Below are 14,623 nucleotides of genomic sequence, written 5' to 3' on the forward strand. Positions count from 1 at the left end.
GAAAAAATCCTTTCGAATCCTTTTAATCTGTGGCAAAAAAAATAAAAAGTAACCAATGAAAAACTCAAAATTAACCGCATTGTTTTCTGCTCTTACGTTTGGATTTTTGGCAGTTCCAAATGCTAATGCCCAAATCCAAAACGCAGATGTATTAAATGCTCCAATAGATATCAGTAAAGATTTTCAGAACTATCTGAACACTTTTTATTTTGCAGACGAACTAGCTTCTTTTGATCCTGCAACAGGAAAAGGAACGATTAAATATCTGAGATACAATTATAAAACTCGTCAGGCTTTCAACAACATGATGATGAAACCAGATGTTGAAAAAGCAAACGAATTTCCAACAACAGAATATGCAGAATCTCCTGTTTTGCCATTCGAAATTCAGTTTGTTTCAGATAGAACGGTTCGTATCAAAACGACTTCTGGACCGCAATTTCATCCTCAAAAAGAATCTCTAATGTTGGTTGACGGCGTTGCGCCAAATCACCCAGAATTATGGAAATATGCTAAAATTGAAGGCGGTCACAGTTATACAAGCAAACACGGAAGAGTTGAAATTTTGACAAAACCTTGGCATGTAAAAATCTACGATGAAAAAGGAAAATTACTGACAAGCACACTTCACGATACTGATTTTAAAAACACGTATACTCCAACACTTCCGTTTTCTTACGTTCGTAGAAACAGCGATTATTCAAGAAGTATGGGAGCAGCTTTCAGTTTAGAACCAGACGAAAAAATATTTGGTTGTGGTGAATCATTTACACAATTCAACAAACGCGGTTCAAAAGTAGTTTTATGGACGGATGACGCAAACGGAATCCAAAATGAAACAATGTACAAACCGATTCCGTTTTACATGAGCAGCCGTGGTTACGGAGTTTTCATGCACCATTCTACACCAATTACAGTGGACTTCGGAAAATACTTTTCAAGTGCCAACGAAATGTATATTGGAGATGACGAAGCCGATTTGTTTTTCTTTATCGGAGAACCAAAAGATATTTTAGATCAGTACACGAATTTGACTGGAAAAGCAGCGATGCCACCACTTTGGTCATTCGGTTTCTGGATGAGCCGTATTACCTATTTCTCAGAAAAAGAAGGACGTGACGTAGCAAGAGATTTACGTAAATACAAAATCCCAACAGACGTAATTCACTTTGATACAGGTTGGTTTGATGTAGATTGGAGAAACAATTATGAGTTTGCAAAATCTCGTTTCCCAGATGCCACAAAAATGATGTCTGATTTAAAGAAAGACGGTTTCCAAGTTTGTCTTTGGCAGTTGCCTTATTTCACGCCAAAGAATACTTTGTTTCCTGAAATTATGGATAAAAATTTAGCCGTAAGAGACAGAAAAGGAAATCTTCCTTATGAAGATGCGGTTTTAGATTTCTCAAATCCAGAAACGATTTCTTGGTACCAAGGAAAATTGAAAAAGTTATTTGATGAAGGTGTTGCAGTTTTCAAAGTAGATTTTGGAGAAGCCGCTCCGCCAGACGGAATTTACCATTCTGGAAGAACTGGTTTCTATGAGCACAATTTATATCCATTGAGATACAACAAAGCAGTGGCGGAAATCACTCAAAAAGAAAAAGGCTATACTTTAATTTGGGCAAGAAGTACTTGGGCAGGATCACAGCGTTACCCTTTACATTGGGGAGGAGATTCTGAAACTACAAACGGAGCAATGTCGGCAGAATTACGCGGCGGACTTTCTTTAGGTCTTAGCGGATTTAGTTTCTGGAGTCATGATGTTGGAGGTTTTGCAACTAAATCACCAGAGAATATTTACAGAAGATGGACACCATTTGGAATGTTCACGTCACACGTAAGAAGCCACGGAGAACCGCCTCGCGAACCTTGGTTGTATAGCAAAGAATTCTTAGAAGGATTTAGAAAAGCAGATAATATGCGTTACGAATTAATGCCATATATCTACGCTCAAGCAAAAGAAAGTTCTCAAAAAGGATTGCCAATGATGCGCGCTCTTTTTGTAGAATATCCAAACGATCCAGGAGCTTGGTTAGTTGATAACGAATATTTATTCGGATCAAGTATGTTGGTTGCACCGCTTTTTGAAGAGGTTGAAGAAAGAGACGTTTACCTTCCAGAAGGAACTTGGATTGATTATCAAACTAAAAAAGTATATCAATCTGGCTGGCATAAAATCAAAGCTGGCGAAGTGCCAATCGTAGTTTTAGTAAAAGATGGAACAGCAATTCCACACATTGGTTTAGCGCAGTCTACAAAAGATATGGATTGGAGCAAATTAACGTTGAAAGTTTACGCAAGCGACAAAACGACTTCGGCAACAGCCAAAGTATTTTTACCAGAAGGAGATGCAGTACAAGAAATAAAAGTGAACAAAAACGGAAACAATTTCGATGTTGCAACAAATCCGTTAAACGGAAAAACCACTTTTAAAACCGAGTGGGCAAAATAAAAAAGTTAGCCACGAATTTCACGAATTTAATTTATGATATTCGTGAATTCGGACAAAAAAATAGCCACAGATTACACAGATTGAAAGGATTATTACTCTCGCAGATTTAGCAGATCATGCAGATTTTTTTTAATATTTAAAATCAGCTCACTCGAGCGATAGCGAACAGGCGAAGCAATCTGCCAAATCTGCGAGAGAAAAATAAAAAAAATCCTTCTAATCTTTTTATCCCGATAGCTATCGGGAGTGGCAAAAAAATATAATACCAAAAAACATGAAAAACTATCTAGTTCTCCCAGCCGTACTGTTTTCAATAGCAGTTGGCTATAGTCAAAAAACGAAAAATGCTTACGAATTGGCATCGCCAAACGGAAAGAATACAATCAAATTTGAGTTAGTAAAAAATGCTCCAAAATATGCAGTTTCTCACGGAAAGACTGAAGTAATTTCTCCGTCTGATATGGGATTTGTATTGAAAGGAAATGAAGATTTAAGTTCAAATTTTGAAATTAAAGGAGCTAAAACTTCTACGTTTGATGAAACTTGGGAACAAGTTTGGGGAGAGAAGAAAAATATTAGAAATCACTACAATCAATTGGTTGTTGATTTACAGCAAAAAACAGGAAACAAAAGAAAATTACAAATTCAGTTTCGTGCTTTCGACGATGGAGTTGCTTTTAGATATGTTTATCCAAAACAAAATGTAAAAGACAGTATTTTCATCATGGATGAAAAAACGACTTTCAACTTAAAAGAAGACGGAAAAGCGTGGTGGATTCCAGCCAACAGAGAAAACCGTGACGAATATCTATTTAATGATGCTCCAGTAAGTAAACTAGATACGGTTTTAACTCCACTAACAATCGAAAGTAAAAGCGGATTAGCGTTAAGTTTCCATGAAGCAAACTTGATCGATTTTGCAAGTATGACTTTGGTAAACACTAAAGGAACAGAGTTAAAATCAGATTTAGTGCCGTGGGCTGATGGAGTAAAAGTTCGTGTAAAAGATTCGTTCACTTCTTCTTGGAGAACGCTTCAAATTGGAGAAAATCCAGGCGAATTGATTACTTCTTATTTGGTTTTAAATCTAAACGAACCAAACAAATTAAAGAATACAAACAGTTATTTCAAACCATACAAATATTTAGGAATCTGGTGGGGAATGCACATCGGGAAATATACTTTTTGGGAGAGTGATAAACAAGGAGCAACTACAAAACACGCCGAAGAATATATCGACTTTACAGCAAAAGAAGGTTTTCATCATTTATTAATTGAAGGATGGAATAAAGGTTGGACTCCAGGTTGGTATGAAAACCGTATGCACATGTTTAGCTTCACAAAAAGTGCAGACAATTTCGATCTTGAAAAAGTGGTTGAATACGGAAAGAAAAAGAATATCGAATTAATCGGATATCACGAAACAGGTTCGAACTTAATTAACTATTTAAAAGAAGTTGATGAAGGTTTTGCTTTGTACAAAAAACTTGGAATACACACCGTAAAAATCGGTCACGTTGGTTCTAAATTGAATATGAAGCAAATGCACTTTGGACAGTTTGGAGTAAATTATTTCAGATACATTTTAGAAAAAGCGACTCAATATGATTTAGCCGTTTTATACCACGAATCGATAAAAGATACAGGAGAGCGTAGAACTTATCCAAACATGGTTTCAAGAGAAGCAGCGCGCGGACAAGAATATAATGCTTGGAGCGAAGGAAATCCGCCAAACCACTTAAGCATTATTCCGTTTACAAGATTGCTTTCTGGCCCAATGGATTTCACACCTGGAATTTTTGATGTTGAGGTAAAACAAGGTTATCCAGGAAAAAGAATTCAAGGAACAGTTGGGCAACAATTGGCGTTGTATGTGACGATTTATTCTCCGATTCAAATGTTGGCAGATCTTCCAGAAAATTACGAAGGAAAACCAGCTTTACAATTCTTAAAAGATGTTCCAACAGATTGGGAAGACACTAAAATCCTAGAAGGGAAAATTGGCGAATATATCACAACAGCAAGAAAAGACAGAAACAGCGCCGATTGGTATTTGGGAACTTTAACAAATGAAAATCCAAGAAATGTAAATGTTTCATTGTCATTCTTAGATCCAAATGCAACTTACGAAGCACAAATTTATGTTGATGCTGAAGGAACAGATCAAAAACACAATCCAGAAGCAGTGGCAATTTCTAAGAAAACAGTAAAATCTACAGATTCTCTAAAATTGAATTTAGGTGGAGCTGGCGGTGGAGCAGTGAGATTTAAAAAATTGTAATTATTAATTTCTAAAACCCGACAGATTTTCAAAATCTGTCGGGTTTATAAACACAATAAAAATTAGTCCTTCTTCTAAAAAATGAAAAACAGTATTTTTTATATCTTTTTTCTTTTATCTGCTAATTTGATGTTATCGCGGCAAAAGCAATATCCTTTTCAGAATCCGAACTTAGATACTGAAAAGCGTATTGATAATTTGCTGTCTTTGATGACGCTGGATGAAAAAGTTCAGGCTTTAAGCACAAATCCGTCAGTAAAAAGATTAGGGCTTATTGGTACAGGTCATGTAGAAGGATTGCATGGTTTAGCTTTAGGCGGACCAGGCGAATGGGGAGGAAAAAATAAAAAGCCATTAACAACAACCACTTTCCCTCAAGCGTATGGCTTAGGAGAAACTTGGGATGTTGAGTTACTTCAAAAAGTGGCAAATGTAGAAGGTTATGAAACGCGTTTTGCTTTACAAAAATACAATCGGGGCGGATTAGTAGTTCGTGCTCCAAATGCAGATATTGCAAGAGATCCGCGCTGGGGACGTACTGAAGAAAGTTACGGAGAAGATGCTTTTTTTAACGGAACTATGACAGTTGCTTTTGTAAAAGGTTTACAAGGAAATAATTCCAAATACTGGCAAACAGCTTCCTTGATGAAGCATTTTTTGGCAAACAGCAATGAAGACGGAAGAACCTATACATCATCTGATTTTGATGAAAGACTTTGGAGAGAATATTACGCACTTCCTTTTCAAATGGGAGTTGTTGAAGGAGGTTCGCGTGCTTATATGGCGGCGTATAACAAAGTAAATGGAATTCCGGCAATGGTACATCCGATGCTTAAAAATATTACGCAGAAAGAATGGGGACAAAATGGTATTATTTGTACCGATGGTGGTGCTTTTAAACTGCTTCTTTCAGATCATAAATATTATACAGATAAATACTTAGGAGCGGCCGCAGCTGTAAAAGCGGGTATTAACCAGTTTTTAGATGAATTTATAGATGGCATTTATGGTGCTCTTTCTAATGGATATTTGAAAGAAAAAGATCTTGATGAAGTTTTGCGCGGAAATTATCGAGTAATGATAAAACTTGGAATGCTTGATGCTTCAGAAGAAAATCTATATTCGAAAATAGGAAAAGATAAAGACACAATTGATCCTTGGAAAACAGAAGCGCACAAAAAAATCGCTTTAGAGGCAACTCAAAAATCTATTGTTTTATTGAAAAATGAAAACGGATTTCTGCCTTTACAAAAAGAAAAAATAAAAACACTTGCTATAATTGGATCTCGAGCAGATGAAGTGCTTTTGGATTGGTACAGCGGAACGCCTCCTTATGTTGTTACACCTTTGGAAGGAATAAAAAAGAAGTTGGGAAATAATGTTGAAGTTTTAGTCGCAAAAAATAATATCGACGGAAAAGCGGCGAGCAATCGCAAAAAAAGCAGATTTTGTAATTATGGTTGTTGGAAATCATCCGGTTTGTAATGCTGGATGGGCAAATTGTCCTGTTCCAAGTGAAGGAAAAGAAGCGGTTGACCGCCAATCTCTAACTTTAGAACAAGAAGATTTGATTAAGTTAGTTTATCAGGCAAATCCGAAAACGGCGGTCGTATTAATGAGCAGTTTTCCTTATGCAATCAATTGGACTCAGGAAAATGTTCCAGCAATTGTGCATATGGCGCAGAATAGTCAGGAAACAGGAACAGCATTGGCAGATGTATTATTTGGAGATTATAATCCTGCAGGACGTTTAACGCAAACTTGGGTAAAAGATATTACCGATCTTCCAAATTTATTAGATTATAACATTCGAAATGGAAGAACATATATGTATTTCAAAAAGAAACCATTATATGCTTTTGGTTACGGATTAAGTTATACGACTTTCAAATACAATTCGATTGAAACAAGTTCTGAAACTATTTCGAAAATTGAAGAATTAAAAGTAACAGTTTCTATTACAAATACTGGAAATAAAGATGGCGATGAAGTGGTTCAGCTTTACTTAAAACAATTAGAATCGAAAGTAGAACGACCAGAAAAAGAATTGAAAGCATTTAAGAGAGTTTTCTTTAAAGCTGGAGAAACCAAAAATGTTGATTTGATTGTAAAAGCAAAAGATTTAGAATATTGGAATACTGGAAAACAAGTGTTCGAACTAGAAAAAAATACAATTGAGATTCAGATAGGAAATTCTTCAGATAATATACTTCTGAAAAAGAAAATTTCAGCTAAATAATTGTAAAAGAATAAAACTTAAACATGAAAAAAAGTCTAATTATACTATTTGTTTTTGTTGGTTTGGCAAGCTTTAAATCATTTGCACAAACAACAAACGCTGATTCTCAAAATAGAATTATAAAAGTAGATTTCAAAAAAGAAGCTGGAAAATTAAACACCATGTTCAAAGAGTGCATTGGCGCTGGAAGAGCAAATGAAGGTCTTCGTGCAGATTGGCGGCAGCAATTGGCATTGGTAAAAAAAGAATGCGATTTTAAATACATCCGCTTTCATGGTTTATTGACCGATGACATGGCCGTTTATCGTGAAGACGAAAAAGGAAATCCAGAATACAATTACCAATATGTAGACGTTTTGTTCGATTATATTATTAGTCTAAAAATGAAACCATTTGTAGAATTAGGTTTTATGCCAAATGCTTTAGCAAGCGGAAAAGAAACCATTTTTTGGTGGAAAGGAAATGTTACGCCTCCAAAAGATTATAAAAAATGGGAAGATTTAATTAAAAACTTGACTCAGCATTTCACAGAAAGATACGGAGCAGAAGAAGTAAAAACATGGTATTTTGAAGTTTGGAATGAACCCAATTTATCTCCAGGATTTTGGACAGGAACGCAGGCAGATTATTTTAAATTATATGAATATAGCGCTAGAGCAATAAAAAGTGTAAACACAGCCTATAGAGTTGGCGGTCCAGCAACGGCGGGAGCAGCGTGGGTTCCTGAAACAATTGATTTTTGCGCAAAGAATAATGTGCCAATGGATTTTGTTTCGACACATACTTACGGTGTCAAACACGGATATCTGGATGAATTTGGAACGTCGGGAACTATTTTAAGTCAGGATGAATTTAGCGTAAGCGGTGATATTTTAAATTCAAGAAAACAAATTGCAACTTCGGCTAAACCAAATTTGGAATTACATTATACCGAATGGAGTACCTCTTATACTCCTGCAGATCCAATTCACGACAGCTATCATTCGGCAGCTTATATTTTGCAGAAAATAAAACAAGTTGGAAACGCAGCAAACTCAATGTCGTATTGGGTTTTTACGGATATTTTTGAAGAAGCAGGGCCAAGATTTACGCCTTTCCACGGCGGTTTCGGATTATTGAATACGCAGGGAATTAAAAACCGGCTTATTTCTCTTATTATTTAATGAATAAATTAGGAGAAACAGAACTTCAAAATTCTGATAAAGCTTCTTGGACTTCTAAAAATGTAAAAGGAGACGTTCAGGTTTTATTGTGGGATTTTACGAATACGCATCCAGGAGATAAAGAGCTGAATCAAACCTATTACATTAAAGATCTTCCATCAAAAGAAAAAGGAAAAGTCAAAATTGAAGTGGACGGAATGCAAAAAGGAAAATATGTATTGGAAATTTACAAAGTTGGATACAAAGTAAACGACGCTTACGCAGATTATCTAGCAATGAATAAACCAAGTCAGTTAACACGCCAGCAAGTCAATTCAATAAAAGAGAAAAATAACGGAGCGCCAATTGCAACAGAAAAAATTACAATTGACGCAAAAGGAACTTTCAGCAAAGAATTCAAAATCAATGAAAATGATGTTGTAATGCTGAATTTGATTAAACAATAATTTCAGATAAAACCACAAACATAAAAGCAGTATTAACTTGATTTAAAGATGACGTGTGAGGAATCAAGGATCTTTAAATTCAAAAAACACCTAACTATCTATGAAAAACAAAATGATATACCTTTCGGCGGCTTTGGTTTTTGCATTATTTACTTCTTGTAAAAATGAAACACCGACTGTAGCTTCAAATTCGACGGAGACTGAAGAATACGTTGGAAAAGAAATAGATACTGAACATGATGCCGAAATCGACAAGCTGATTTCGCAAATGACATTAGAAGAAAAAATAGGAATGCTCCACGGTAATAGTATGTTTGCTAACACAGGAGTAAAACGTTTAGGGATTCCAGAATTAAAAATGGCAGATGGTCCGTTGGGAGTTCGTGAAGAAATTTCTAGAGACAATTGGGCTCCGGCAGGATGGACAAACGATTTTGCAACGTATTATCCAGCTGGCGGTGCTTTGGCAAGCAACTTGGAATGCCGAAATGGCTCATACTTTTGGAACCAGTTTAGGAGAAGAATTACGTGCAAGAGATAAAGATATGTTGCTTTCGCCAGCAATTAATATGGTAAGAACACCGTTAGGAGGAAGAACTTACGAATACATGTCAGAAGATCCGTTTTTGAATAAAAAAATCGCAGTGCCTTTGGTTGTAGGTTTACAGGAAAAAGATGTAATGGCTTGTGTAAAACACTATGCGAGCAAACAATCAGGAAACCAATCGTGATTTTGTAGATGTGCAAATTGATGAGCGTACACTTCGCGAAATTTATCTTCCAGCTTTTGAAGCTACTGTAAAAGAAGCAAAAGCTTACAGTATCATGGGAGCATACAATAAATTCAGAGGAGAATATTTATGTGAAAATGATTATATGCTGAATAAAATCCTTCGTGATGAATGGGGATTTAAAGGTATTGTAGTTTCAGATTGGGCTGCGGTGCATTCTACAGCAAAATCTTTGAAAAGCGGTTTGGATATTGAAATGGGAACGCCAAAACCTTTCAATGAATTTTTCTTGGCAGATAAATTAATCGCGGCTGTAAAATCTGGAGAAGTTTCAGAAAAAGAAATTGATTTGCATGTAAAACGTATTTTAAGAGTTTTATTCCAAGTAAAAGCAATGGGTGGAGGAGAGCGTGCAAAAGGAAGTATCGCAACCGAAGCACATTATCAAGATGCGTACAAAATTGCGACTGAAGCGATTGTATTGTTGAAAAACGAAAATAATGCATTGCCTTTAAAACTAGACGGAGTAAAATCTATCGCAGTAATTGGAAACAATGCGACAAAGAAAAATGCTCTTGGCGGATTTGGAGCTGGAGTGAAAACGAAAAGAGAAGTTACACCTCTTGAAGGTCTTAAAAATAGGCTTCCTGCATCAGTTAAAATTAATTATGCTGAAGGATATTTAGAGCGTTACGATAAAAAGAACAGAGGAAATTTAGGAAATATCACGGCTAATGGGCCAGTTACAATTGATGAACTAGATCCAGCAAAAGTTAAAGAAGCAGTAGAGGCAGACTAAAAACTCTGATGTGGCGATTATTTTTGCGGGTTCAAATCGCGATTATGAAACAGAAGCTTCAGATCGTAGAGATTTACATTTGCCATTCGGACAAGCAGAATTAATCAAACAAGTATTGGCGGTAAATCCAAAAACTATTGTAGTTATGGTAGCTGGTGCTCCATTTGATATTAATGAAGTGAGCCAAAAAACTTCAGCTTTGGTTTGGAGTTGGTTTAATGGTTCTGAAGGCGGAAATGCTTTGGCTGATGTGATTTTAGGAAAAGTAAATCCGTCAGGAAAATTACCTTGGACAATGCCAGTAGCTCTAAAAGATTCTCCTGCACATGCGACAAACAGTTTCCCTGGAGACAAAACAGTAAATTATGCCGAAGGACTCTTAATTGGATACCGTTGGTTTGATACTAAAAATGTTGCGCCATTATATCCTTTCGGTTACGGATTATCATACACCACTTTTGCTTTAGATAACGTAAAAGCAGACAAAGATTCGTATGCTCAAAATGATGTAATAGAAGTTTCTTTAGATGTTAAAAACACAGGAAAAGCAGAAGGAAAAGAAGTAGTACAGTTATATACTTCAAAATCTGATTCTAAAATTACTCGTGCAAGACAAGAATTAAAAGGTTTCAAAAAAGTTGCTGTTAAGGCTGGAAGTTCAGAAAAAATAACGATTAAAGTTCCTGTAAAAGAATTGGCATATTATGATGTTGCTTCTAAAAAATGGACAGTTGAACCAGGAAAATATACTTTAAAAGTAGGAACTTCTTCTAGAGATATCAAAAAAGAAATTCAAGTAACAGTTAAATAAAACTTTTTATTGCTATAAAATAACCACACTATTAACGCCAGCCCACTAAAAGCTGGCGTTGATTTTAAAAACTTAACTTAACTTAAACCAAACGAAATGAAAAAAACAATCAAAGACTATATCTTGAGTTTTGTATTATGTTTTGCTTTTTTAGGCGTTTTAGCCTGCAGTTCAGACAAAGAAAGCACACCAGAAACAACGATAAAAACACTTACTGCAAGTACCAATAAAATTGATTTTGACGGTAAAGAAAATACTTCAGATATCACTATTAATTCAGAAGCCACAGTTTGGAATTTGGCTAGTTCTGAAAGTTGGTTAAAAGTGAGCCAGGCAACTGGAAGTAAAGGAAGTGTAATTGTTAGAATAACGGCTTCTGCCAATACAGAAACGACTACCAGAACAGCTTCAATCACGTTAAGCTCAAGTGAGGCAAAAACGGTGACAATAGCGGTTTCGCAAACTGCGGCTACAGTTGTTGCAGGTTTGTATCCTAGTTATAATACCAATCCAATTGCGGCAGATGCTTCTGGAATGGGAAGTTCTGCTGTTGAATTGGTCGCAAAAATTAAATTAGGATGGAATATTGGAAACACTTTGGAAGCAACTGGAGGCGAAACTGCTTGGGGAAATCCAAAAGTGACAAAAGCTTTGATTGACGCCGTAAAAGCAAACGGATTTAATGCTATTCGTATTCCATGTTCTTGGAATCAAAATTTAGAAAATGCTACAACGGCCAAAATCAAAACAGAATGGCTTGATAGAGTAAAAGAAGTGGTACAATACTGCGTAGATAATGATATGTATGTAGTCGTAAATATCCATTGGGACGGCGGATGGCTAGAAAATAATATCACAGAAGCTAAAAAAGTTGAAACGAATGCAAAACAAAAAGCTTTCTGGGAGCAAATCGCAACTCATTTACGCGGATTTGACGAACATTTACTTTTTGCAAGCGCCAACGAACCAGCGGTTGAAGATGCAACTCAAATGGCAGTTTTGACTTCGTATCACCAAACGTTTATTGATGCTGTTCGTTCTACTGGAGGAAAAAATGCAACTCGTGTTTTGGTAGTTCAAGGGCCAACAACAGATATCGAAAAAACAAACAAATTAATGACTACATTGCCAACAGATAAAGTTGCAGGCAGAATGATGGTCGAAGTGCACTACTATTCTCCATGGAATTTTGCTGGTTTAACCAAAGACGAAACTTGGGGTAAAATGTTCTATTACTGGGGAGCAGGATTTCATTCTGCAACCGATACTGAACGAAACCCAACTTGGGGAGAAGAAGCCGATTTAGAAAAGAATTTCAAATTGATGAAAACACAGTTTGTTGACAAAGGAATTCCAGTTCTTTTAGGAGAATTTGGAGCAATTAGAAGAACAACTTTAACTGGAGATGCTTTGACTTTACATTTAAATTCAAGAGCGTATTATTTAAAAACGGTAGTCAAAACAGCAAAAGCAAACGGATTATTACCTTTTTATTGGGACGAAGGCAGACTTAGGAAATAATGGTTTTGGGATTATAAATAGAAGCGATAATACCGTTTTTGATACGCAAGCTTTAAATGCTTTAATAGACGGATTAAAGTAAAAAAATGCGGTTAAACTCTATAAGTGATATAAATAAACTTAAGTGCACCGATAAAAATAAACTTAAAACAACTTATATCACTTATATGGTTTTAAAAATATTTAAATTGAAAAAATGAAAAAGAGTGTAATATTTATTTTTCTGTTAATTAGTGTTTTAGCTAATGCTAATGTGAGAATGCCTTTAATATTCTCTGACGGAATGGTACTCCAAAGAAACAAGCAAATTCCGATTTGGGGTTTTGCAGATGCAAATGAAAGTGTAGAAATTCATTTTAACAAACAAATCAAGAAAACTACGGCTGATAAAAATGGAAAATGGACGGTAAATTTAGCTGCGGAAAAAGCGGGCGGACCATTTGAATTAATCGTAATTGGAAAAAATCAAATTACTATTAAAAATGTTTTGGTTGGAGAAGTTTGGATTTGCAGCGGACAATCGAATATGGAATTTCAGGTTTTCAAAACCATGAATGCTGAAAAAGAAATTAGCAGTGCCGATTACCCAATGATTCGTCATTTTGGTGTTGCACAAGATTTAAGCGGAACTCCAAAAGACGATTTGAAACAAGGTAAATGGGAAGAAGCTAACAAAGAAAATGTAGGCAACTTTACAGCGGTTGGATATTACTTTGCTAGAAAACTATATTCAGAATTAAAGATCCCAATTGGAATTATCAATACTTCTTGGGGCGGAACCAATGTTGAAACTTGGACAAGTCGTGAAGCTTTCGAAAAAAGCGACGAGTTTAAATCGATGATTGCTAATGTACCAACGGTAGATATCAATGCCATTTTTGAAACCTATAAAAAATCGGTTTTAGATAATCTTAAAAAAGTGCAAGGTTTTGATGTTTCAATGGAAAACGAAGAGCAATTCAAAAATCTAGACTTTCAAGATAACAACTGGCCAGAAATAAAAGTACCATCACTTTGGGAAAACCAACAAATCGGAAATATAGACGGAATTGTTTGGATGCGAAAAACAATAGTTTTAACAGCAGAACAAGCCAAAAAAGAAGCCGTTTTACATTTAGCAAAAGTAGATGATGAAGACAAAACCTTTGTAAACGGCGTTGAAGTTGGAACCAATAATCTTTGGGATGCCAAAAGAATTTACAAAATTCCAGCAAACGTTTTAAAAGAAGGTACAAACGTAATCGCCGTAAGAATTACAGATTACAGCGGCGGAGGCGGAATCTATGGCGATCCAGAAGATTTAAAAATTGATTTTAAAGATTCAAACTTTCCACTTGAGGGACTTTGGAAATTCAACGTTATTAAAGTAAGAATCGAAGTTTCGCCAAACAGTTATCCATCATTATTGTACAATGCAATGGTAAATCCGTTGGTTCCTTACGCAATGCAAGGTGTTTTATGGTATCAAGGAGAGGCGAATGTTTGGAGAGCAAAACAATACAAAAAAGCATTTCCGTTAATGATCAACGATTGGAGAACCAAATTTAAACAAGGCAATTTTCCATTTTATTTTGTGCAATTATCCACTTTTGACGAATTTGGTGGCAACAGCCAAAAAGGAAGTCGTTGGGCAGAACTTCGCGAAGCACAATCTGAAACTTTAAAATTGCCAAACACCGGAATGGCCGTTACAACCGATATTGGAAATGCAAAAGATATTCATCCAACCAACAAACAAGACATCGGTTTGCGTTTGGCAGCAATTGCGATGAATAACATTTACGGCAAAAAACAAGTTCACAGTGGACCAACTTATAAATCTCAAGAAATAAAAGGAAACCAGATTATCTTAAGTTTCGATAATATTGGCAGCGGATTATCAACGCCAAACAATGACGAATTAAAAGGTTTCGAAATTGCAGGTGCAGACAAAGTTTTTCATTCCGCGAAAGCGATAATTAAAGATGACAAAATAATCGTTTCAAGCGATCAAGTTCAAAATCCAGTTGCAGTGCATTACGGTTGGGCAGACGACGATACAAAGATTAATCTCTTTAATAAAGAAAAATTCCCTGTATCGCCTTTTAGAACGGATAATTGGGAAATGATTACGGCAAATGAGAAATATGAAGTGAGCAAGTAGTTCGTAGTAAAAAGCAAAGAAAACAAATTGATGA

At 35.7% G+C, this 14,623-nt stretch carries 12 protein-coding genes; all 12 read left to right on the forward strand.

Translation table 11 applies throughout. The features are described from left to right. The first annotated feature begins 55 nt into the window (after window positions 1-55). The 12 genes from P5P87_RS18050 to P5P87_RS18105 all read left to right on the forward strand — a co-directional run bounded on the left by P5P87_RS18050 (window position 56) and on the right by P5P87_RS18105 (window position 14,589). Window positions 56-2,455, forward strand: coding sequence for a glycoside hydrolase family 31 protein (locus tag P5P87_RS18050; protein ID WP_278020160.1), 2,400 nt, complete (start codon window positions 56-58; stop codon window positions 2,453-2,455). 274 nt (window positions 2,456-2,729) lie between these two features. Next, window positions 2,730-4,736 (forward strand): glycoside hydrolase family 97 protein, encoded by a 2,007-nt coding sequence (locus P5P87_RS18055; RefSeq protein WP_278020161.1) that lies wholly within the window; start codon window positions 2,730-2,732, stop codon window positions 4,734-4,736. Between the two features lie 81 nt (window positions 4,737-4,817). Then, on the forward strand, window positions 4,818-6,221 hold the full coding sequence (locus tag P5P87_RS18060) for a glycoside hydrolase family 3 protein (RefSeq protein ID WP_278020162.1): 1,404 nt from the start codon (window positions 4,818-4,820) through the stop codon (window positions 6,219-6,221). Further along, complete coding sequence (locus P5P87_RS18065; protein WP_278020163.1) at window positions 6,193-6,975, forward strand: glycoside hydrolase family 3 C-terminal domain-containing protein; 783 nt, start codon at window positions 6,193-6,195, stop codon at window positions 6,973-6,975. Before P5P87_RS18060 ends, P5P87_RS18065 begins: the two co-directional genes overlap by 29 nt. Before the next feature lie 23 nt (window positions 6,976-6,998). After that, the gene (locus P5P87_RS18070; protein ID WP_278020164.1) at window positions 6,999-8,138 is read left to right on the forward strand and encodes a GH39 family glycosyl hydrolase; all 1,140 of its coding nucleotides are present in this window, start codon (window positions 6,999-7,001) and stop codon (window positions 8,136-8,138) included. Continuing rightward, window positions 8,138-8,584 carry a hypothetical protein gene (locus P5P87_RS18075; RefSeq protein ID WP_278020165.1) on the forward strand — a complete coding sequence of 149 codons (447 nt, stop codon included), beginning with the start codon at window positions 8,138-8,140 and terminating at the stop codon, window positions 8,582-8,584. The genes P5P87_RS18070 and P5P87_RS18075 overlap by 1 nt, the downstream gene beginning before the upstream one ends. A 100-nt stretch (window positions 8,585-8,684) precedes the next feature. Beyond that, window positions 8,685-9,125: a hypothetical protein gene (locus tag P5P87_RS18080; protein WP_278020166.1), complete on the forward strand. Its 441-nt coding sequence runs from the start codon at window positions 8,685-8,687 to the stop codon at window positions 9,123-9,125. Then, complete coding sequence (locus tag P5P87_RS18085; RefSeq protein ID WP_278020167.1) at window positions 9,073-9,315, forward strand: glycoside hydrolase family 3 N-terminal domain-containing protein; 243 nt, start codon at window positions 9,073-9,075, stop codon at window positions 9,313-9,315. Before P5P87_RS18080 ends, P5P87_RS18085 begins: the two co-directional genes overlap by 53 nt. Continuing rightward, window positions 9,284-10,114 carry a glycoside hydrolase family 3 protein gene (locus P5P87_RS18090; RefSeq protein ID WP_278020168.1) on the forward strand — a complete coding sequence of 277 codons (831 nt, stop codon included), beginning with the start codon at window positions 9,284-9,286 and terminating at the stop codon, window positions 10,112-10,114. Before P5P87_RS18085 ends, P5P87_RS18090 begins: the two co-directional genes overlap by 32 nt. Before the next feature lie 10 nt (window positions 10,115-10,124). Continuing rightward, the gene (locus P5P87_RS18095) at window positions 10,125-10,925 is read left to right on the forward strand and encodes a glycoside hydrolase family 3 C-terminal domain-containing protein (protein ID WP_278020169.1); all 801 of its coding nucleotides are present in this window, start codon (window positions 10,125-10,127) and stop codon (window positions 10,923-10,925) included. 96 nt (window positions 10,926-11,021) lie between these two features. Next, window positions 11,022-12,446 (forward strand): cellulase family glycosylhydrolase, encoded by a 1,425-nt coding sequence (locus P5P87_RS18100; RefSeq protein WP_278020170.1) that lies wholly within the window; start codon window positions 11,022-11,024, stop codon window positions 12,444-12,446. 196 nt (window positions 12,447-12,642) lie between these two features. Continuing rightward, window positions 12,643-14,589 carry a sialate O-acetylesterase gene (locus P5P87_RS18105; protein WP_278020171.1) on the forward strand — a complete coding sequence of 649 codons (1,947 nt, stop codon included), beginning with the start codon at window positions 12,643-12,645 and terminating at the stop codon, window positions 14,587-14,589. Window positions 14,590-14,623 lie beyond the last annotated feature (34 nt).

Origin of the sequence: Flavobacterium ginsengisoli, from assembly GCF_029625315.1 — a bacterium.
Taxonomy (GTDB): Bacteria; Bacteroidota; Bacteroidia; order Flavobacteriales; family Flavobacteriaceae; genus Flavobacterium; species Flavobacterium ginsengisoli.

Coding starts and splice junctions, on each gene's coding strand:
- P5P87_RS18090 (WP_278020168.1), top strand. CDS start 9,284: ATGCGAGCAAACAATCAGGAAACCAATCGTGATTTTGTAGATGTGCAA.
- P5P87_RS18060 (WP_278020162.1), top strand. CDS start 4,818: ATGAAAAACAGTATTTTTTATATCTTTTTTCTTTTATCTGCTAATTTG.
- P5P87_RS18070 (WP_278020164.1), top strand. CDS start 6,999: ATGAAAAAAAGTCTAATTATACTATTTGTTTTTGTTGGTTTGGCAAGC.
- P5P87_RS18065 (WP_278020163.1), top strand. CDS start 6,193: ATGGTTGTTGGAAATCATCCGGTTTGTAATGCTGGATGGGCAAATTGT.
- P5P87_RS18050 (WP_278020160.1), top strand. CDS start 56: ATGAAAAACTCAAAATTAACCGCATTGTTTTCTGCTCTTACGTTTGGA.
- P5P87_RS18085 (WP_278020167.1), top strand. CDS start 9,073: ATGGCTCATACTTTTGGAACCAGTTTAGGAGAAGAATTACGTGCAAGA.
- P5P87_RS18105 (WP_278020171.1), top strand. CDS start 12,643: ATGAAAAAGAGTGTAATATTTATTTTTCTGTTAATTAGTGTTTTAGCT.
- P5P87_RS18080 (WP_278020166.1), top strand. CDS start 8,685: ATGAAAAACAAAATGATATACCTTTCGGCGGCTTTGGTTTTTGCATTA.
- P5P87_RS18055 (WP_278020161.1), top strand. CDS start 2,730: ATGAAAAACTATCTAGTTCTCCCAGCCGTACTGTTTTCAATAGCAGTT.
- P5P87_RS18075 (WP_278020165.1), top strand. CDS start 8,138: ATGAATAAATTAGGAGAAACAGAACTTCAAAATTCTGATAAAGCTTCT.
- P5P87_RS18100 (WP_278020170.1), top strand. CDS start 11,022: ATGAAAAAAACAATCAAAGACTATATCTTGAGTTTTGTATTATGTTTT.